Source organism: Ferruginibacter lapsinanis (assembly GCF_020783315.1).
GTDB classification, from domain to species: Bacteria; Bacteroidota; Bacteroidia; order Chitinophagales; family Chitinophagaceae; genus Ferruginibacter; species Ferruginibacter lapsinanis.
Genome location: NZ_CP086063.1, coordinates 2992127 through 3016113 on the forward strand (window position 1 = coordinate 2992127; position 23987 = coordinate 3016113).

The following is a 23987-nucleotide window of genomic DNA, read 5'->3' on the forward strand; positions in this document are numbered from 1 at the left end:
CCTTAAGGTAATGTAAGGTGTATTATTTTTTACTGGTATAATAATCATACTTACTGGTAAAATCCTGGTATGTATTCTGTATACCTTCTTTCAGATTGATAGAAGCGGACCATCCTAATGCATTTAGTTTATCTACATTTAATAACTTCCTCATCGTACCATCTGGTTTGGTATCATCAAAGATCAATTTCCCGGTGAAACCCACCGTTTCTTTTATTTGCAAGGCCAGTTCAGCAATTGTATCGTCTTTGCCCCAACCTATATTTATTATCTCCGGTTGATCGTAGTTCTGCATCAGGAAATAACATGCGGCGGCCGCATCATCTGCATGTAAAAACTCTCTGCTTGGTTTACCAGTGCCCCATATAGTTACATGCTCATCATTATTCATCTTTGCTTCATGAAATTTTCTTATCAGCGCCGGTAGCACATGTGACTTCTGTAAATCATAATTATCGCCGGGACCATAAAGATTAGTAGGCATCACGCTAATAAAATTACACCCATATTGTTGATGATAAGCCTGACACATTTTTATACCGGCTATTTTAGCAATAGCATATGCTTCATTTGTAGGCTCTAAAGAATCTGTCAACAAATAATCTTCTATTATTGGCTGAGGTGCATTTTTTGGATATATACAACTACTTCCTAAAAACAACAATTTTGTTACCCCGTTTTTGTAAGCTTCATGAATAACGTTATTTTGTATAGACAGGTTATCAAAAATAAATTCAGCCGGGTAAGTTTTATTTGCCCATATCCCGCCCACTTTAGCTGCCGCCATAAAAACATACTGTGGCTTTTCCTTTGCAAAAAACTCTTTTACTGAAACCTGGTTTCTTAAGTCTAGTTCAGCCGAAGTACGGGTAAGAATATTAGTATGCCCCTTAGATTTAAGCAGTCGTACAATTGCGCTTCCAACCAAACCATTATGTCCTGCAACGTATATTTTGTCTGTATTATTCATTCTAAAAAATTAAATCAGATATTTTATAATTATTTATTTAGCAGCTATGGGGAACATTACTGAGAGATTTTTTTTATCGATATTCGCACTCATTATCAAACCGAGTCCTTCGATCATTATTCTGGCTTTTTTTCCTAGCAACTCAATAATAACTCCTTCGTAATTCATTAATATCCCTTGAGTGATTTTTACTTTATCATTAACATTGAATTTCATTTCTTCAATAGAAACATCAGAAAAATCATTCAGAAATTTTTTTACTGTATCAATTTCCTCATCTCTGATCGTGGCCGGTTTCCCAACCCAATACACAAAATTAATTACTCCATTTAGCTTTTTTAAATCCCACTTTCTTTCATCCTCTATTTTTACAAAAATGTAGGACTTGAATACCGGCTCCAAAATAGTTTTCTTTCTATCACTCCATTGCTTGATCACTTTTCTTAAAGGGCAATAGTTTTCGATACCTTTTTCATCAAGTATTTTTGCTACTTTTTTTTCCCATCTCGGCTTAGTATAAATGGCGAACCAATATTTTTTATCTTCGGACATAGCTTCGCTATCCCTCAGTCACATAATTTATTAAGCAACTGAAGTAAAAAAAGTATTTGCATTATTTTATCCTTTAAAGAAACGTATCAGTTTTTTATAAAAAACAGTCAACTTCTTTACAATATCAAATGATTTATTTTCGACGTCCGTATACCCTCCTCCATATGCACCTCCATATCCATAACCATAGCCATAACCATAACCATAGCCATAACCATAGCCATATGCCTTGCTAAAGTAACCAAGTGATATACCCCTTGGTTTCAGTCCATTAAATACCAGACACATGTTAGACAATTTATTTTTTTGTTTAAGCTCTTCGATCATTCGTAAAAATGATTTAGGCGTCTTGTCATGACGGATCACATACAAAGTAACATCTGCATATTCCTTTAACAATAATGCATCGGTAACAGGTCCTACAGGTGCTGTATCAATGATCACATAATCAAACTGACCTTTTAAACTTGTAATTAAATTCCTAAACTCTTCTCTTGAAATCAACTCAGTAGGATTGGGAGGTATTGCTCCTGAAGGAACCAAAAACAAGTTAGGAATACTGGTTTCTTTAATTATTTTATCCAGAGTTGTTTTACCTACTAAAAAGTTTGAGATACCAGGCTCCCTGGATATTTCCAGTAACGGACTTAACCTTGGTTTACGCAGATCCATCTCAAGTAACGCAACTCTTTTTCCTGTGAGGGTAAAACTTATCGCCAAATTGATCGCCATAAAACTCTTTCCTTCTCCCGAAACACTTGAAGTTACCAGAAGTGTATTTTGAGTTTCATTTAATCCAATAAAATTCAAGTTTGTCCTCAGTGAACGGAACTGCTCTGCTACAACAGTTCTTTTACCATCATAAATTACAATAGGTTTATTTGTATTCGCTTGTATGATCTCTCCCACCAATGGTACAGATGTTTTACTTTCGATATCTTCTCTGAAAAGCACCTTACTTCTGAATTGCTCTTTTAACATCACCAAAAACACCGCTGACAATATCCCGATTATTAAACCCGCCGTATAAAACTTATTAGCAATGGGAGAAATAGGTCCACTGATACTTGCACTTTCCAATACCCTCAGATCTGCTCCTGTTGATGCCGATGAAATGGCTGTCTCTTCTCTTTTTTGAAGTAAATAAGTATAGATATTATTTTTGATCGCCTGCTGCCTGCTTATTTCCAACAACCCTTTTTCCTGTTTTGGTACCTGCTTCAACAAATCGCTGTTTTTTGCTAAATTGGCTAAGGCAGAACGTTTAACGGTTAATAAGTTTGTTCTTATATTGACAATATTTTCCGTGATAAGCGATTTTATTTTTTTTATTCTTTCTTCTGTCAAAAGAATAGCATCACTTCTGTCTCCGGAAATTGTTTTTAATTTTTCTAAGGCAGTTTCTTCATTAAATAATTGCGATAGCAAATTACTAAGTGTCCCATCACTCACAAGCATTAAAGAAGGTACTGTTCCGGGCTTTTTATTTTTACTTCTAATATAATTTTGTATTTCATCCAGTAACTCCAGCTGCAGATCTGTTCCGCTGATATCTCCATCCGATTTTGATATATTTGAAAAATACATCTGAGCCTGTGATGTAAGGTCTGTTATTCCTTCACGTGATTTATAACTTTCGACGTTCCGTTCTACGCTATCCAATTGTGCGATCACTTTGTTTAAACGATCATCTATAAAACGGAGTGTTTTAATAGCGATCTCATTCTTATCCTCAATACCTTCCGAATTATACACTTTAAATAACTCCCCAAGTATATCCACGCCTTTTTCAGGAACAGATGTCTGGAACTTAACGTCCAGCACTGTTGAAGAAGCTGAAATCGCATTAGCACGTAAGCCACCAGCAAAAATCCCTGCAGATGCTTCCGGCGATACGAATTGAACAAAACATTTTCTTACTACAATTTTCTTGTCATATGATGGATTCAATATTACCTCGTAATCAGTATTTGCTAATTTTACTACCGAACCAAAGGGCACTGATTTATTATCAATGATCAAATTCCCTTTATTCCAATCAATAGTAAAGTAGAACCTGCCTGAAGAATAAATATTTTCCTTATTTACAGCTTTGAACCATACAGGAGAACTGTTTTTATATTGTTCGGTCAACCTAGTCTTCCCATCAATAAAAACTGTACAATACAGATCCAGATTCTTTGCAACCTGTTGCAAAATACTTGAGGACTTAAGCACAAGTAATTCATTCTCAACAATCTTTTTTTCACTAAAAATATTCAGTGCTTCCAGCACTTTTGATTCACCTCCTCCTTTATTAGGATCCTTCAATAAAACCTTTGCATTAACAACATACATTGGAATCTGGGTTCTCAAATAAAGAAATGATATGATCAAAGACACCGATGTGGTAAGAACAAATAAAGGCCAGAAAGGAAGGTATTTTTGCAATACTATTACGAATATATTGCTCTCTTTAGATTCCCTGCTTAAGTCATTTTCTATCATAATGCTTTGTGTTATCTACTTAATTAATCTGTCATAAATTATTAACAGCAGCGATACCCCTGTTAACAAAGAAGAAACTATCATTTGCCTTTTAGCGATTTTATCCGCTGCAGTACCTCTTTCAACATCGGGCTGTACATATACAATGTCATCGGGTTTTAAATTGTACCATGGAGAATTTAAAACAGCCATGTCTTCAAAATTCAAATGCTTGAATACCTTCTTCCCTTTGTCTTCTCTGATTATTAATATATTTTTATTATCCCCCGCCTCATTGACTCCTCCAGCAATTGTAAGCGCTTCCAAAACATTTATTTTTTCCTTTTCCCCTCCGATATTTATTAGCTGAGGACTTTTTACTTCTCCAAATACCAGTATTTTCTTATTTACAAACGCTGTAACTACTACAGCATCTTTTACATAAATGCCCAGCTCATTTTTTATTTTTTCAGAAACCTGCCTTAGAGTCAATCCTTCAACATGTACAGCGCCCAACTTATGCAATTGAATATTACCATTACTATCTACCAGGTATCCTAGTTTACCATCAGAAGTAGAAAGTACCTGGGCCGCATTAAATATTCTGTCATCATCAAGACTTAAAGTAGAAATATTCACAGATATTACATCCTTTTTCTTGATCAATTCTTCAAAATTTTCATTTACCATAGACTGAACAGTCGTATCGCCTTTTAAATTTTTGAAGTAAAAAATATTTGTTTTTTTGCTTACCCCGCAAGAAGACAAAAAGACAATAAAAATCAAGGGCGCAAAAAATAATCGGGTAAAAACAGAAAGCGCATTTTTATTTTTAGAATAGATTATTGTGTGCATGAGATTGTATAATAGTAAAAAATCTTTTGATCGAAAACAGCCAATTCAGTTAGTTTTAAACAAGTTGCAAATTTCGTTAAAAAAAATATTATTGCCAACTTGTTTATTTAACATTACGGGAATGCCCGGAGTTACCCTACGTATTTATTTCCTTGTTGGTACCATATAAGAAAAAGGGATGACTAAGATTCATCCCCTTTTTAAGAATTAAAGAAAATAAAAGATTATTTACTCTCTAGTTTTTTTCTGCTGTCTCTTGCTTTTTTTATGCCATAACCAACGCCAGCCACAACCAAAAGTCCTATGCCCCCATCAATTGGCGCATCCGGATCTTCTCCTGGATCAACTTGAGCATGTGCTAACTTCGGGACAATATTTAATGCTAATACAAGCAATCCTGTTAAAAGCATTGATTTGGTATATCGTTTCATTTGATAGACGAATTTCGTTTTATTTAAATTTAATAGTTTAGTATCAATACAGTAAATCAATCGTTGTTATCTTCTTATCTGGGGCCACAACTTCCAATTTATACAACCCTTTTACTGAATTTTCGCCCAAAGATAAGGTTTCTATAGAATTACCGCCTAAATGTTGTATAGTTTTGTTTAATATTGTTTGACCTACAGTATTTAAAATACGTACACCATATTTGCCCTTTGGCATGTTATTCATCTGTAACCCTACGATACCTCCAACTATTGGATTAGGATATACCGCTATTTCTGCCGCACCTTTACCTGTTTTCACCAATACAACCTGGCTGTAAACTGATGTGCCAGACTGACTTACCATACGAATTCTGTAGTAATTGTTTCCTGTTTCAGGATCAACATCCAACCAATTGTAAGTAGCTGTATTGTTAACATTTACCGATGCTGTGCTTACTTTACTGAAATGAACCCCATCTGCCGATCTTTCTACTTCATATGATTTAACATTAACTTCATTTTCTACCTTCCATTCAACAGCGATTGCTCCGGCTTGTTGTGACGCCTTGATACTGCTGAATTTAACTGGCAATACCACTATTGGTTTGAACACGATCCTGAATCTTGCTGTATCGCTTGAAGCTGCATCCGCTGTGGTCGCAAAATTATAATTAGTAGTTCCTTCAGCAAGAGCTGTGCTGGTATTCAAATACTTATCTTCAAGGAAAGCATTTGTAGAAGGATTAGCATTTGTATAGATCAACTCTAAAATATGTGCTGTTGCATTTATTTTGTTTACACTTAAGAAAACAGTATCCATCGTCTTCCTTCTCTCAATTGACAACATCTTGTCATTTCTTACTACAGATAAGCGTTCTCTGCTGGTAAATGTCGATACTTTCGTTGCATCCTGAATATCAACAATATCTCTGTATCCTTCGCTGTATAATACAGATACACCATCCATAACTGATTTCGTACCATCGCCATTATCCAGGTACATATTTACCGCCATTTTAGGAATTGGTGTTGCTAATGGTCTTGCGATCGGACGACTGGCAATACCTACTGTACTGCTGCTTCCTACTTTATCTGACTCGTGAATTACCAATGTACCTGCAGATGCTGAATTGATCACAAATGCAGCTCCTGATTCAATCAGTCCTGTATCTGAGAAAGCACTTACCGGTGTAGGTGTTATAGAATATGTACCATCTCCGTTACTGGAGAAGGTGATCCATTGACCTACATTATATGCTCCCGGAGATTTAGGATCCCATAGATAATATGCCAAACCTGTACCTGCCGGTGTATTGGGTGCTATCCCATTGTATAACATGTTATTGAAATTAATAGCCGATGCATATGGATTACCAATTACCTGAACGCCGGCTACAATAGATTTAGTAGTATCTCCAATGATGATCCTTCCTTTTGGTTCCAACGTTGTTTTATCAGGTGTTGCAAACTGATTACTGATAGTAACTGCTCTGTTCCCTCTTACGAATACCATATATCCTTCCTGAGCACTGATATTGGTTGCATTGGTATTGGTAGGTGCAACCCATGCAGGCGTAGGTCCGGGATTCATATAGTAGATCGAAGGACTTGTTGTATTACCCAGATCAAAGCCGTTTGTAACAGCAGCACCGGTATTACCATTTGTAATGGTAGTACCAAAGCCGGGCTGAGGATCTACAGGCGTAGACAACGTACTGTTTGCCACTCCTTCCTGCCATGCTCTGCTGATGGTAATATCATTGGTAGATGATAAACTTACCGGGGCTGTCAATAATCTCCATCTACGTGCGGCAGACCATGGATCTATCGGTAAGAAACGTTGGATGATGAACTTACCGGTATCGCTATAATTTACAGATACATTACTGATATTACTGATAGGTGCCACATGTGCCGTTTTGCTTACATTAGAAACAATGGTCACATCACCCACTCCGCAATTGAATGCTCCTTTTACAAAACCGATCTCATTTTCAACGGTTACGTTAGAAGACAACCGAAGACTATCAGAAGTATTCGTTTTACTCATGTACACATTATAGAATGTTTCTCCACCACGGGCTCCATTGGCATCTCTTACTGATGATGCAGGTGCAGTAATGATCGTTTTAGCTGCTCCGTTAAAGGTTACGTTACGGTTATTATGAGTAAAGGTAGCACCGCTGTTTCTTGTCCAGTTACCGGCTACGAATAAATTACCCGAAGTTCCATTTAATGTTAAAGCTCCACTATTGATAGACAGGTCTCCTGCCAAACCTCTGTCTGAAGATGGCATATTAACTGTAGTACTATTTTGTATGGTAACATTTTTTGGAATACCTGTTCCTGCGGTAGAACTGTTACCTGTCCACTCTAAACCAAATGTTGGTGTACCTCCCTGATTGTAGATCAATGCAGATGCACTGCCATAGATCGGAGAATTGGTAGATACTGATCCGCCAGAACTCAATCTTAAGTTACCGTTTATGGTCGTCAGGTTTCCTGTTCCAAAGTCAATACCTGCAGTTGCATCTACTGTTACACCTGTTCCAAATACCAGAGCAGTTCCTATTACAGTTTTACTACCTGTTATATTAAATGTTCCTCCTCCGGTACCAATGATATTTCGTGTACCACCATTCGCATTGATATTACCTCCGTTACCACTTAAGGTAAAGGTTTGTCCATTCAGATCTAAACCACCGGCATTACTTATTTCCAACACATTTCCTGTAGTTGAAGAAACAGTAACATTAGTAGCTGGGCTGCTGCTTAATGTTACATTGCCTCCGGTTGGTTTTGCAATTAACAGGTAATTGAATGTTTCTGTTCCACCGCTTGTAACAGCAATTGTTTGTGTGTTATTTGTTCCATTGAAGAATACAGCTCTTCCGTTTGGCGTAAATGTTGAACCTGATGACCTGGTCCAGTTTCCTGCAACATACAGATCTCCCGATGTACCATTCAAGGTCAGTGTTCCACTATTAATATCTAAATTACCTGCCAAACCTCTGTCTGAAGACGGCATGGTTAGCGTTGTACCGTTTTGTATGGTTATATTCTGTGGAATACCTGAACCAGCAGTTGAACCATTTGCTGTCCATTCGTTACCTGTATTAACAGAAGCACCCTGGTTATATTTTACACTCGATGTATTCGTATACGTTGGTGCTGCACTTACTGTACCGCCTGCATTTAATTGTAATGTGCCGGCAATACTGGAAGCTCCTGTATAAGCCGCTGCCAGAATTACACTGGTTCCGCTATTTACAGTTAATGTTCCTAAAATACTACGGGCTGCATTAATTGTTGTAGCTGTACCTGTATTTTGTATCACCACATTATACGGAACACCTGCACCAACTGCAGAACCTGCACCACTCCACTCACTGGAAGTGGTAATACTTCCTCCTGTGTTGTAAGTAACTGTTGAACTGGTTCCGGAGAAAGTAGGTGCCTGATTGAAAGAGCCTCCTGCATTAACCAAACAAGTTCCTGAAAGTGTCAGCACTGAAGTCCCTGTATTGGAAGTAATTGATACAGGACCGGAAGTTTGGAATACACCGGTTACAGTTCTGGCCATAGCAGATGTATTATTGTTGTTTCCAAAATTAATACCACCTGAACCTACAATTACATTGGTAGGGCCATTGCTAGAAGGCCAGTATGAATGATCGTAATTGATACCATATTGTCCTGAAGTATTTGCATATATCAAAGTTGAATTTGATCCATAAGTAAATGTACCGGTTGCATAACCTCCCTGACTGATCTGGAAAGTTCCATTCACTGTAATACCTCCACTTGCGTTGAAAGTACCTGAGGTTTGCAATGCACCGCCAGCATCAACCGTAACCGTACCGGTTTGTGTTAACCCTGTAGTTGTTACTGTAGCGCCATTTACAATCTGAATATTATGAGAGGTTGATGGTGCTAAACCTCCTACCCAACTGCTTCCGCTAGTCCATGCTCCACCAGTTGAGGTTGAAACCATTGGAGCTACTGCACCAAAGTTACCTACCACATACGTGTAAGTGGTGGTTCCTGCTCCTAACCCTGTTGAAGATGTTAATGTATAAGGGTTCGCTCCTGATGGAGTGCTGGTTGACGCTACGGTATATGCCGATCCATTGTAATAAGCAAAATCACAAGAAGATGCAGCAGAGAATGAACCGGCATGGTTAGCTGTATTCCATTGAAGCAAAATAGTAGCCGGAGTAATATTTGCCGAAGAAGTTACTTTCCAGCCAAGATTGACCATTTTAGTTGCGTTTACCAAAGTTCCCGGAAGTGTTGTGCTAACACTCGTTGTGAAATTAGACGCAGTCGCAGTTCCTGTAATGGTTAATGGTGTATATGTACTCGATGTACCAATTGGGAATGCTATAGGCGAAGCAACAACACTATTGATTGTTAATTGGCCTGTACCTGTAGTAGCCACATAACTGCTGCTGCTTGCCCCTGAGGTAGACGCAACCGTTAGGTTGTTATTACCCAATGTTAATTTACCGGAGGTAAGTGTTAACGCATTCGGTACTGTAAGACTACTGTTCAATGTTACTCCATTACTGTTATTTAATGTTACACCCAACGTTCCTGAGGATGCAGTTAAATTTAAGAATGTAGCACTTTGAGCTGATGTACCGCTGAATTTGATCGTTGCTGTATTACCAACTGTTTTAATACCATTAGCAGAAATAGAACCACTCATCAAAAAGGTATTTTTTACATCCAATGTTCCAGATCCACTACTACCAAATGATAATTCCGCTGCATTATATCCGCTTGTACCTGATAATGAATCTACCATTCTGAAATCGTTATTAACCGTCATGGTATAGGTTCCATTATTAAATAACCATAAACCACAGTTTTGAGTTAATGTATTTACAGTGGCTGAAGTTGCACCACTACTTGTAAAGATCTGTGCTTGTGAACCATTGGTTCTTAATAATGTCAGATTACCGGCAAAAGTAGTAGAGGTAGGAAAACCTGTTAATAATTTCAACGGAGGAGTTGCTGGTGCCAGGTTAGGAAGATCCACAACCATGTTACCAAAACTAGTTGCAGGAGTTCCAACTGATCCAATAACATTTGTGGTAGTGATACCTGTAATATTTATCGTTGAAGCTGCATTCCAGTTGGCCGGAGGAATTTGTCCTCCATTACCCGTCAAATTAAATACTCCCGTAGACGCAAAACCTAAAGTAGTAGCAGTAAACGGAGTTGTGCCGGCAAATACTGTAGTACTTGTCCCTGCACTTGTGATCGTTCCTTTTACAAGTAAGGTTCCTGCTGTTCTGGTTACAGAACTTGCTGCAGTACCTATAGTGATAGTTGTTCCACTATTGATTACCACTGCCCCTGTTTCTGAACCGGTAGTAGTAACCAATGCAATTGAACCTGTGTTATTAATATTTAATACATTAAATGTGGTATTGCCTGTAATCGTTTGTGCAACACTGTTAGATGAACCATTAAATGATACAGATCCTGAAGCAGGAGTAAACGTACCGCTATTTGTCCAGTTACCACCTACAGTAATTGGACTATTACCAGTTGTAAGATTTAATGTATTGCCTGTAACAATAGAAATGTTACCTGTAACAGCAATTGTACCTGTAAAGGCCGTTAATCCCATTGAAACTGTACCTGCACCTGCGCCACCTACAGATAAATTACCTAATACTGTTAAAGTTCCAGAACCAGAAAAATTACTGAAGTTAGACCAGCTTCCTGATGTACTTTCAAAAGAAAGGTTATAATAAGATTTACCTGATACAGTCATTTGCGGCTGCATTGCTGAAGTACCTCTGTAAATAAAATTACTACCTGTTGCCAAAGTCAACTGCCCGAACGGCGTCGAAATTCCACTAGTAGAATTGTGCACATACGTACCGCCTGATACAACACTCCATGTGCCTGTAGCTGTAATTGTACCGCTGTTAACAAATGTACCGCCAATTGCCAGTGTACTGGCAGCTCCTACTGTATATGTACCACCTGATGCTATAGTGACTGTTGCATTAGCTGCAACAGTTGCTGCAAGTGTTCCGGTCAATGTAGTAGAAACCGAAAGACCTACCGGATTAACTCCGTCGCCGATATTCAACGCAGAACCGGTACCAGAGAAAGTAGTATTTGTTCCTAAAGTATTGGTAGTTCCATTATACAAATTATACGCAGCACTGTTGGCTGTAAAATTCGGAGGATTGCTACCTGATCCATCTGTATTTAAACCCCAGTTGGTTAATTGAGATACATCACTATTGGCTACATTATAATAAATGATCGGAGGTAATACCACCGTCCATATTGTATTGGTAAAACTGGTGATACCAGTAACAGTGGTCACATTAGGTGTACCAGTGGTACTACCACCAATGTTCACCCAGCTGGCACCGTTATAACGGTATGCCTTACCCGAAGAAGGACTGGCACTAAGATTGGCTCCTGCATCAGCAGTTAGCCAGGTAAACCCTATATCAGTAGAACTGGTTCCACTGGCTGAAACTGTCCATTGCCATAAAGCTCCATCAGATGAAGGTGTGTACGTAGTATTTGCAGCTCCTATTGTATAAGTTTGACTGGCGCCATTGTTAGTAATCACTACCGGAGCATATTTACCCGTGGTAGTTGCTCCTATCGGGTAAGTAAATGTACCTGTATGTGTTTTAATTACTTTACCTGTACTTGTTGTGGCAATATAACTTGCTGTACTTGCACTGGCACTTGTACCCGAAGCTCCGAAGGTGAGATTGAAAGCACCTATATCTACTAAGCCTTGGGTTAATGTAATGGTTTGGTTGATCGTAACCGCACCTCCTAACACCACATTACCTGAAGTAGCTTTGTTTACAATTACATAATCAAAAGTTTCACCGGTTGATTTGGTAACCGTTTGATTTCCGGTAGCTGCATTGAAAAATACCGCACGTGAGTTAGGCGTAAATGTACCCGAGTTGGTCCAGTTACCACTCACTTTTATATCACCGGCATTTGCTCCGTTAATATTACCCAGTGTAAGTGTACCGGTAGCATTGATCGCCACACTACCAATTACAGTAAGTGGTCTTGGGGTTGTTCCGTTATCATTTAATGTTACTGAACTTGCAGAACCCGATGCTGCACCAATAGTAAGTGTTCCTCCCATCTGCAGATCACTGCTGTTTTGCAGATTAAGTGCACAAGCCTGTGTACTGCTACCCACTGTTACATTGTTTGGATATCCTGCACTGGCACTGCTGGTTGTTCCGGCAGCCCACTCATTAAATCGGTTGTAAGTAGTTATGTTATAAAATAAGGTAGATGAAGTACCATAGAATGGCGATGCAGAAACATTACTACCTGCATTGATCTGTAAAGTACCATTAATAGTAGGTACTGTTGTTAATGTAGTACTTCCATTGATCGTAAGATTGTAGAAAGTTGTTGCATTAGAACCATTCACTGTTCCGGCTCCTGCAAACACCACACTACCGAAAGTACTTGAAGTAACTGTACCATTATTAGTAAATGCACCTGCACTACTGATAGTTAATACCCCTGCAGCTGTCCATGAAACTGTACCTGCATTTACAATGCTACCCACTGAAGCAGTAGCAGTTGCATTCGTAAAACCGAACTCTCCCGTGCCTACTGTAGTAACAGCGTTCGTAACCGTCATACTACCGGTTGAACCAACCTTTAAGCTTACGCCGGTAAGAACAGTTACTGCTGCAAATGGAGAGTTAGTCGTAGCACCGCCAGAGTGCGTCATCACATGTGCTATTGTAACTGTACTATTAGCGGTTGGAACTGTTCCTCCTAACCAGTTTGATGCAGTATTGATTGTTCCTGTACTGGTAGTTATATAACCAAGAAAATTAAATGCTTGTGTTGCCGAAAGACCTGGAGAAGGGTTAGTAACCTGAGTATTACCCGATGAATTTGCTCCTGTATTATTTACAACTGCAGTTAACTGAGTTGAGTTGACAAAAGTTACCGATGTAGCTGCAGTGCCGTTGAAACTAACAGTGGCATTACTTTGGAAATTAGTACCATTAATAGTGATAGTTTGTCCTTTGTAACCGGTACCATTAGATTGCCCGCTTATGCCCGTTACCGCTGTTGGAACAACAGTACTAATTGTTGGTGTCAACGATAATTGTGTATAAGAATAATTGCTTCCGCTATTATCTGCATAGTTCAATACAGCATAAGATTTATCGCCTTCGCTAAGTGCAGCCAGACTTGACTGTGACATGGTAGAACTAAAAATATAGTAATACACTGTTGCACCATCCGCTTGTATAGGTATGGTTAATGTAATGGTTGAACCGGCAATACTACCTGCTGCAGAAATAGTAGATGATCCCGTAGAAAAATCATTGGTAGTGGTTTTATACCTTACGTAAAATTTTTCCTGAGAAGATGGTGCTGCACTGGTGGTAGCAGTGATCGTTACTGTTCCATCCGCATTTTGCGTTCTTTGTGTACCCGTATTGTGGGTCATCGTAACAGGTGCATTGGTAGTGTACCCTACATAATATCCGGAAGTAGCATATCCTGCATCTTTCAATACAAAGGTATATCTACCGGCAGTACTCATATTCAGCCCCATATCATTACCACCCGATGTAACCCATTGTGCGCCGGTAATACCATCTACAGTTCCTGATGATGTACCCGAAAAATTCCATTTATTGGCGTAAGTACCTGTACTGCCACAACCACCACCTGACGTAAAAATGAATCCATTGCTGCTACCACCTGTCATGTTGGTAGTAGATACATCTCCACCTGAAGATTGAGCATTAACAGTGGTAACCCATTGCCCACGGCCATCTGTAGGGGTGGCGCCGGTGGTATTTACTTTACGATATTTTAATACCCTGTAATCAGGATAAGTACAGTTTGTTGGTTGAGAATAGGCAGTTGGTGTTTGGTTAGATCCTACCCAGTTAACCCCATCACCACCAAAAATATTAGTACTTGGATTACTGATCACTATATTGCCCGAAGTAGCTGAAGTAAGCCCCGTAGAGGCCGCTGTTATGGTGAAAGTACTGGCCTGATTAAATGCCACATTACTGAAGGTTGCAACACCTGCTACAGCATTGGCCGACAATGTACCAACGATTGAACCTGTACCCGTTGCTTTGGTAAGTGTAACCGTTCCGGTAAAACCTGTCGCTAATGTATTGCCCGCAGTTCTTCCTTCAACAGTAAAAGTTGTGATCGGATTACCTGTTGTACCAGTACCCGGTACGCTAACCAATGCTAATTGAGTGGCTGTAACTGTAGGTGCTGTGATTACAACATCGTCAATCCAACCATTATTAACAAATTCAAAAGCTACTCTAGCAGGATCAGTCAAACTTACGCCATAAGTAAATTGTGCTCTTTGGCCTGCTGCGTTACCAGTTGTAAAAGTTGAAGCACTGATAGTGTAGTTTAATGAATTATAACCGGTTACCCCTGTAGCTGTAGCGGCAGTTTGTGCTGCTACCCTTGTACTAGCATTACCTGTGCCTCCCGCCATCCAAAATGTAATTTGCGTAACACCTGTTGTTAAAACTGGAGTAATTAAGTAAGCTCCTGATTGCATACGTAAAGCAGATGTCGAGGAATGGACACTTAATTTACTAGAATTTGATGTCGCCGCGTTTGTCCAGGTTGCTGGCAAATTGCTGATAGAAACCTTACTATACATCCACGACCAATTCCCTGTACTTGCAGCTCCGCTAGTAAGCGCTGTTACTGCAGTAGCAGTACTAGCACTATAACTGGTTATACTCTGACTTGATGTCGTAGCAGTAACACTTATTGTATTTGTACCGAATGTTGCAGCAGCTAAAGTAGTCCAATCTGAACTCTCAAACGTCTCCACAATCACCTGTGCCTTCACAACACTGCTCAGTGATAGCAATAACACCACTACAAAAGCCGAAGCTTTTACAAACAATTTATTCATAAATTTTAATTGAAAACGAGATAACAGTGATAGACACAGTAGTGCCGAAGTAAAGTTTTTCATGACAGCAAACATTAATATTTGTTCAATTTGTTAATACCGATTTATTCGAAATAGTAATAAAAACAAATTTTCACAGGCTTGGATAAGAATAAACGAAAACCATTTTAGTAACCAAAAAAAGGGATAAGGTTTTGCTTCGGCTCGGTGACTACTTAATAACAAATTACAAAATATGTTCGCCAGTTTTTCACACGAAATGACTGCTAAAATACAGAAAAATCAGCTATCTAACAAAACATTTACTAATAATCTTATTTGTAGTAATTATTCTACAATCAAAAAAAATTATGCGTTGACAGGCAGCATTTTACAGATATTATTTTATCATAACCCTAAAAAATACACATTGTTTTTTATAACATATTACACTTATTTCTACACTATTTATATGGTAAAAAATCCGGGTAAAACATTGTCATTTTTTAACCATCCTTTTTTCATTTGATCTCTTATTGTAAAAGCAAATGAAAAACAGCACCTTTACAAGATGCTGCTTTCGTGTTCTTCATCTATACAATTACTGATTTACCAGTTTCAAAGTTGTTTTAGTATGATCCGGCTGGATCACTTCTAATTGATATATACCCTTAGCTACTAATTTGCCCGTTTGAATGGTTTCTGTTGCACTACCGCCTGCATGTGTCAGTTGTTGTGATGACATCAGTTGGCCGGCGGCATTGATCAAACGTATATCATACCTGCCTTTTGGCATATTGTTCAATTGTAACTCTGCCTTGCCGTTAGTGATCACAGTAGGATACACAGTCAACGATGGTGCTTGTTTACCTATTGATACCCGTACAATCTGGCTGTACGCTATTTCTCCATTTTGATTAACACTACGGATACGATAATAATTATTACCATCCGCCGGAGTTTTATCCAGCCAGTTGTACATACTGCTACCGGCAGCATTGATAGTACCTGCTGCAGTAAAATGAATACCATCAACAGATCTTTCTACCACATATGATTTAATATTCACTTCATTTTCTACTTTCCAGTCAACCGAAATATTACTGTTTTGCTGAGCGGCTTTTATGCTGCTGATCGTTACAGGTAATGTAGCAGATTGAGCATCCAGGAACACAATCCGGAACCTGTTAGGATTAGCTGAAGCTGCAATATTTGTATTAACACTGAAATCAAAAACTGTTTCAGCTGATGTACCTGTATTGATCGGCTTTTTAATGCCCGTATATGTATCCTCTATAAAAGCACCAATAGACGGATTGAAATTTTGCGGTAAAAAATGGAACTGATAGTTTTTGTTATCCATATTTTTTGTTTGCAGGAAGACCGTATCAGATTGCACTACGGGTAACCTGGTTTCTATCGCTAAATTTTTGCCATCTCTTATTACGCTCAGATCTTCTTTCTGATTAAAGGAAGATAATTTTGTTGCATCCTTTTCATCTACCGCATTCGTATAAGTAGGATAAAAAGTATTAACAACTCCGTCAGCCAGGTTATAATTATCCGGACCATCAGCAGCATACAGACTTGTATACAGTTTATATAAACCCGGTACAGCCACAGGACGGCCGGCTATCGGACGACTTGCTAAACCAAGATTACTGCTTGCACTGATCTTATCTTTTTCGTGGAATATCATTGTATTTGCTCCACCAGCCGAAGTGAAATTGATCGCCATCCCCGATTCGATGGTACCATCAGCTAAACCACTTGTGTTAGCCGACACTGAGTAACTGGTAAATCCGGGAATACCATCGTCTTTTACAGTAATGAATTTACCTACCAGTGTTCCCGAAGGAGTCATTTTAGGATCCCAATAATAATAACTCAAGCCTGAAGAACTAAACACAGTTCCGTTCACCTCAACGCTATCCATTTTTATGGCAGATGCATACGGATTACCAATGAAATTTCTTCCGGTAGTAAGATTTCTCTGTACATCATTTCCTACAAATAAATTACCTTTTGCTCTTAAATTGGTAGCATTGGCCGGTACAAACTGACTTCCGATAATGATCGACCTGTCTCCTCTTACAAAAAGCATATACCCTTCATTATCTGTAATTTTAGTCGTATACAAATTTGTTGGTACTGTAAATGTAGATGTACCCGGCGTAAGCGCATAGATGCTTGGATTATTGGTACTTCCCTGGTCAAATCCATCACTGGCTTTTGTATCAGCTGTGGACTTTGTGATCAGGACACCGTAACCTGAATTTGGATTAGCAGGAGCTGCACGGTTACCTGTGGTAGTTCCTTCCTGCCATGCTTCATTAATAGTTTGTGCGTTGCCATCTTTTTGAAATGGTGCCGTTAATAAATGCCATCTTCTTGAGTAAGCTGTAGTACCAATATTCAGGTATCTTTCTACAATGGCTTTACCACTGATAGCGCCACTGGATCTTCCCACTCTTGATGTTCCGTTCACATCTGACTTAAGTGTAAGTTTATCATTCGTTGTTAAAGTAGAACCGGTTGCTACCGTTACACTACCCGGTGCTGCACCTGCAGTAATATCGAGACTGTCGGCTAAAGTTGCAGTAGCACTTGCATTCAGCAACAGGTCTTTTAATGTTGTTTTTCCTCCGGTAAATTTCATGCTGCCACCTGTGCCATCTATTGTAAGATTAGAGCTGGATGAACCGGTTAAAGTACCACTTGAGAAAGAACCATTATTTATTCTTAATGTATTTCCATTGATCTCGAACGCACCCGAAGTGAAAGTACCGGTACCGTATACACGAAGGTCGGTACCTAAGGTAGCAATTCCTCCTCCTGTACGATTGAGGGTAAGATTATTTAATGACTGGGCACCTGATGTAAAGTAAAGCGTTCCCAGATTACCACCGCTTGTACCACCTATTGATAAAACAGAAGACGAAGAACCGGATAGTGTACCCGTTCCCGTTATGTTCCCATTTAGCGTAAGTGTATTTCCATTAATATCAAAGATACCACCGGCTCCTTCGATGTTCAGCATTCCGCCAATTGAAAGATTTGAGGAAGTACTCAGCTGCGCTGTAGCAGTAGATTTTACCTGGTAATGTAATCTTGTTCCTGAATACACAGTAGCACCGGTAAGTGTAATTACCTGCGCAGGGCTATGTGTACCTATGAACTCAATAGAATCTCCAGAAGCTACAGAAGAACTATTGGTAATGGTTGTACCGGATGCTGCAGTAAGATTTGCTGCCAAACGTAATATGGATGTACCTCCTACACCACTTGCATTACCTACTTCCAGCGTACTTCCATTGGATAATTGAGCATCCTGCGTAACCACTAAGGTAGTTGCTACGGTACCGGTACCGATACCTAAATTACCACCGTTCAGTATAAGTTTTTTATTTGCAGTAATAGTAGCTGCTGCATTGGTTCCTCCTAAACGCAGGTAAGAACCATTTGTATTTTTAATTGTCAGATCTCCGTTTATTACAAACGAAGAAGGATTGGTAAGATTGATATTTTGTGATTGACCTGCACATTCCCAGGTAACATTCCCAAAATTTTGATTGAAAGTAGTAGAGATCGGAGCATTGCCCACTGTACCGGTTATCCAGGCTGTAGAAGTGGTATTCCAGGTAGTAGGAATTGCCATCGCACCGGCATTTACCGCATGTTTATATGTACTGCCTGCGTTGAAATTAACTACCGCCGTTCCTACTTTATTTAATACAGATCCTCCTGTGTATCCCGTATTCGCTACTGTTCCATCAACATTGAATGTACGGCCGGTTCCTATATTGATAGGGCTACCGCCATTATAAGAGATGGTCAATGTATTATTTCTTGCAGCCGCAAATCTGTCTACATTACTTACCCTGAAATCTCCGCCGCTTGCACTCGTGATATTTAAAACCCCATTGATATTCATATCAGAGTTCAGCGTAACTCCTGTTGTAGCATCTGTATTACCAATGGTTACATTATTTGTTCCCACTGCTATCAATCCTGTTGTAGAGATGTTTTGAGCAACAGTTCCATTGAAATTGATCAAAGCAGACAACCCAGTAGCATTGTTTCCGAAATTACCGCTGGTATGCAGCAGGTCTCCTTTAATGTTTAAAATAACATTGCTTGCTGCAGGCACCCCGGTCATTATCGTATATAAATTACCGCCGCTGATGGTAATATTTTTTCCTGTCAACGTAAAGGTACCACTTGTATATCCTACAGTAGAGTTATAGATCCCGAGTGTTCCACCCGAAATGGTTATATCTCCTGCAACTGTAGTAGTAAAGTTGGCTGCAATATTGTTACCTGTGGATGTACCTACCAAATAGTATTCGCCAGCTTCAATGATCATATTATTGGTAACGCTTAATGTTCTTCCTACGTTGGATGAACCATTATTGATCCCTCCGGCACCGGTACTCTTTATGGTGAAATTTCCACCGATAACCGTGGTAGAGTTGGTTCCGGTCAAAAAGGTATTACTTGATGAAGGACTATCCCAGATAACATTTCCTGAATTGGCAAAAGGTAATCTTGGCACACCGGTAGCAATATATAATGTACCACCGGTTGTTCCTGCGTTAAATGTTACATTGGTAAAAACAATTTGTCCATTACCGGTGTATCCTTTTAGTTTATACGTTCCTCCATCCAATATTTTCATAGATCCGGTAGATCCGAAACTAGGCGAAGCAACAGTTCTGTTCTCAAAAGTTCCTTCTATTTCAATATCATTGGTAAGTGCTGCATCATCATTTGGTGTTAAGGTAGCGCCGTCAACCAGTACCAGGGTTCCACCACTTTTAACTTTTAGGCTATCCGCCACCACAGTTCCTGAAGCGATAGATATGGTATGCGAAGGCATGATCGTTATCCCTTTCGATTGATAATCGGGAGCAAGCGTTGATGTATACCAATTCACCAGATCGGCTGAACTTTCCCAGTTAGCAGCAACTGACCAATCTCCTGTTGTTACAGCAGACCTGAAAGAATGTGTTGCCAATGTACCATATGTTACCGTAAATGCTGTAGCCGGACTGGCACAACCTGTGGTAGTATTTCTTACCGTTATAGTAGCATTAAATGGAGTATTTGTAGATTTTGCCGGTATCGCTATCGGTGTGATCGGACTACCTGACAAGGTAGTGTATGCAATATCTGTAAACGATGCATCTGCAAAATCAATGCTGTATTCATTAGGCGAACCAGTTGTAGAAACAGGTAACGACATAGATGTTGCACCGAAAGCAACTGTTTGGCTGGTAGGCGTTACCGTTACCTGGTTTACTGTAACACTGATCGCATAGTTACTGCTTGTACATGTACCCGATACCGTTAGGTTAGCTGTATATGTACCTGCTGCTGTTCCGGCCGGTACAGTAATGGCAATATTGGAAGGTGCTGCTGCCAGCGCCGCATTGGTTACGTTTGCGAAAGAACCGCCACTCCAACCTGAGATACTATAGGTGGTAGGACTGGATGTTGTTGCTGAATAAGATAAGTTAGCTGTTTGACTACTTGCCGAATAACATACTGTAGGATTGGTTCCCAATGTGATCGTTGGGAAAGCCGACACCGTAAAAGTTGCCGTACCTGTAGCTCCACCCGGAGCACTGCTACAAGAGCCTTCAGCTATGGATGTAATGGTAATAGTAGTTGATCCTGAATTTGCCAGTGAACCTGTATTAAATGAACCTGTTCCGCCGGACATAGTAACGGAAGCAGTAAGGCCTGTACCTGTGTTTGCCCCAGTAAGATCATAAGTAACCGTATAGGTTTTACTGGCTAATGATGAAGACGTAAGCGTAACCGCAAATGCAGTACCCTGGCAACCGGCAGCTACAGATGTAGACAGGTTAGACAGATCCGGTGCTGTGGTTACTGTAATAGTGGCCGCACTGGAATTAGATGCAGGACATACTCCATTTGAAACCACTGCCCTGTAATAAGTAGTGGCGCCTATATTTGTGTAAGACTGACTGGTAGTAGTATTAGCAATATCTGTATAGGAAGAAAAATCACTTACTGTAGCGGATTGCCATTTGTCCACCGTACCGGTTTTACCGGTCAATGTAAGAGTACCACTGTTGCTGCCCGTACAAACTGTTGCATTGCTACCTACAGACCCACCAACTGATGTGGCATTAATGGTAATTAATCCTGAAACATTTGATTTGGTAACACAAGATCCACCATTAAGTGCTTCACAATAGTAATAGAGTGCCCCAGCTGTTGCACTTGACGGAGTATAGGAAGCACTGGTAGCCCCCGAAATTAAAGTACCTCCTGAATTTGAATTGGATGCATTAGAATACCATTGATAAGAAGCAACCGGTGATGCCGCTACGGTTAAAGCCGTTGCACTACCTCCCTGACAAACTGTTTGCGCAGAAGTTGACGGTTGTGTACTAAAAACCGGAAGCGTACAGAAAGGCATAACAATGATATCATCAATTAATAATTGCCCCGTAGCACTTCTTTGAAATTTTACATATCCAGGATTGCTACCACCAGAATGAGTAACACTAAAAGTTAATGTAACCGGAGAACCACCTAAAACAGGTAACCCTGTATAAATACTACTGTTTATTGAAAAAGCATTTCCTGCTCCCGAAGACGATATACTTCCCGTATTTGCTGTAACTGTAAGATTTGTCGCAAATCCAATTATCATATTTGGAACTGTACCTGTAGCCCCTTTCACTACAACTGTAACTACAGAAACCCCAGCATTAATAATTGGCGTAATTATAAAATTATTGGATGAACCCGCTAACCAAAAATCTTTAGTACCGGCTATAGAAGAAGCGGCCACACTGTTAACAGATCCTCCATTATAAATCCAACTTCCATTATTGATTGATGCAGTTCCAGTAGTGTTTATAACTACAGTTTGATTCCCAAGACTATTAGTTGATGTAACCCAACCGGCTTCTTCAAAACCTTCATTAATAACTTGAGCATTAGTGTGAGTGGAAATAAAAAAAGCACCAATAATTATTAATATTACGACCTTAAAAAGTAAAGGGGTAAATTTATTTTTCATACAGAATTTTTTTTTTCATTTAGCAATAGCATCACTGATTAAACCTTAAAAAAGTTTAATATTTTAAATAATAAAAAAGTTGAGGGTATTACTAAGGAAATGGACAAAGTCAATCAGGTATAAAATTACCAAATTTCTACTGCAAAGTACCTATTAAATTGTCAACAAAAGGTCATTTCAGGGGATAAAACCTACACAAACGATGTCGGGAACGATTGCGTAAATTGATTTTATTTACTATCTTGAAGGTAAATTGCTCTTTATGGCATCACAGCCATTTTCATATAGGTACAATAATCGGGGCCAATTATCCGTTATGGTAATTGACGAAGTCGGTCTGTTACTAAAAAACAGCCTTCAAACGTCATTATCCAAGTCCAAAATTATCCTTACTATGAAAAGCAATTTATCATTTACGGCCATTATTCCCGATTGGTTATCGAGCAAAAGTCATATCAATATTGAAAGAGGTTTAGTAAAAAAATTAATTGATATCATTGCTTTGATCACTGCATTAATATTTTGCTCTGCACAATTTGCTTCGGCTAAAAATGCAGGCAATACGCCTCCGCAATCATCAGTTGTTTTATCAGGACCGAGTCAGTTATACAAATTGTATACAAGTCTGTATACGGTAGATGATCTTGGAGTGGCTACTTTATCAGATGGAATTGTAAACACCTTTTATCCTACCTACAACAATGCGGTAGATTACCAGGATGCAATTAAATTAAATTCATTCAATACAAAAGAAAGTCTGAGTATTTTAAGAGATGGCATTCAATTAGCCATCGAAAGCAGAACTCCTGTTACAATACAGGATACCATTAATCTGGAAGTTTTGCAGATGGATTATAAAAAATATCAGTTCCAATTCACAGCTCAAAACTGGGATCCGCTGTTGGTTCCTTATTTGAGAGATAGTTATTCTGGTACACTTACACCAATCAATGTTTCAACAAACAACGATATAACCAAATTTGATTTTGATGTATTACCCGCCAGACCTTTAATGAAAGAGCCTACACGGTTTTCTATTGTATTCAGACCGAGTGGAGATCTGCCGGTAACTTATTCATCAGTAAAAGCATATGAACAATTCAACTATGTGAATCTTGAATGGACAGTTGAAAATGAGATCAACATACAGCAATACAGTATTGAAAGATCAACCAATGGTATCGACTTTTCAAAAGTATATACACAACCAGTTATCGACAATACTGCTTCGGGCAAAACTTATAACTGGATTGACACAAAACCTGAACAAGGAACCAGTTATTACAGGATCTGTCATTTGAATAAGAACGGAACGATCGCTTACAGTAAAATAATAAAAGTGATCTCCGGTAATAAAATAAATTCATCATTGACGGTATATCCTACTGTGCTTACAGAAGGTACTACAATGGTACAAATGACGAATATGCCCAGGGGCCTGTATCAGTTGAATATACTGAGTAATACCGGTTCGCTGATACTAACAAAGTCTATTAATCATGCCGGAGGAAATGCTACGCAAACCATTTCTACAGATAAAAAGATCTTACCCGGATTGTATCAGTTGTCGATCACAGGACCCGGTAAATTTTCTCAATCGTTTAAATTAATTGGCCGATAAAATATTGATTGATATAAAAAAATCCGAAGTATTGCACTTCGGATTTTTTTTGAATATGCTATAGAGAATAAAATAATTATACTTTTCACACAGACTCA

The 23987-nt window shown here is 39.0% G+C and carries 8 protein-coding genes; 1 reads left to right on the forward strand and 7 read right to left on the reverse strand.

Annotation, left to right across the window (positions count from 1 at the left end; genetic code table 11):
* Window positions 1–22 precede the first annotated feature (22 nt).
* From LK994_RS12625 to LK994_RS12655, 7 genes are all read right to left on the reverse strand, one after another.
* Window positions 23–970, reverse strand: a complete 948-nt coding sequence (locus LK994_RS12625; protein ID WP_229760449.1) for a GDP-L-fucose synthase family protein — start codon at window positions 968–970, stop codon at window positions 23–25.
* Window positions 971–1003: 33 nt separating this feature from the next.
* A complete protein-coding gene (locus LK994_RS12630; RefSeq protein ID WP_229760450.1) occupies window positions 1004–1522 on the reverse strand; it encodes a UpxY family transcription antiterminator in 519 nt (172 codons plus the stop codon).
* A 66-nt stretch (window positions 1523–1588) separates the two neighbouring features.
* Window positions 1589–4009 carry a polysaccharide biosynthesis tyrosine autokinase gene (locus LK994_RS12635; RefSeq protein WP_229760451.1) on the reverse strand — a complete coding sequence of 807 codons (2421 nt, stop codon included), beginning with the start codon at window positions 4007–4009 and terminating at the stop codon, window positions 1589–1591.
* A 15-nt stretch (window positions 4010–4024) separates the two neighbouring features.
* The gene (locus LK994_RS12640) at window positions 4025–4678 is read right to left on the reverse strand and encodes a polysaccharide biosynthesis/export family protein (RefSeq protein WP_229760452.1); all 654 of its coding nucleotides are present in this window, start codon (window positions 4676–4678) and stop codon (window positions 4025–4027) included.
* Window positions 4679–5067: 389 nt separating this feature from the next.
* On the reverse strand, window positions 5068–5274 hold the full coding sequence (locus tag LK994_RS12645; protein WP_229760453.1) for a PID-CTERM protein-sorting domain-containing protein: 207 nt from the start codon (window positions 5272–5274) through the stop codon (window positions 5068–5070).
* Window positions 5275–5317: 43 nt separating this feature from the next.
* On the reverse strand, window positions 5318–15229 hold the full coding sequence (locus tag LK994_RS12650) for a hypothetical protein (RefSeq protein WP_229760454.1): 9912 nt from the start codon (window positions 15227–15229) through the stop codon (window positions 5318–5320).
* A 580-nt stretch (window positions 15230–15809) separates the two neighbouring features.
* On the reverse strand, window positions 15810–22268 hold the full coding sequence (locus LK994_RS12655; RefSeq protein WP_229760455.1) for a beta strand repeat-containing protein: 6459 nt from the start codon (window positions 22266–22268) through the stop codon (window positions 15810–15812).
* A gap of 394 nt (window positions 22269–22662) precedes the next feature.
* Between LK994_RS12655 and LK994_RS12660 the strand changes: the two genes are divergently transcribed.
* Window positions 22663–23889, forward strand: coding sequence for a hypothetical protein (locus LK994_RS12660; protein WP_229760456.1), 1227 nt, complete (start codon window positions 22663–22665; stop codon window positions 23887–23889).
* Window positions 23890–23987 lie beyond the last annotated feature (98 nt).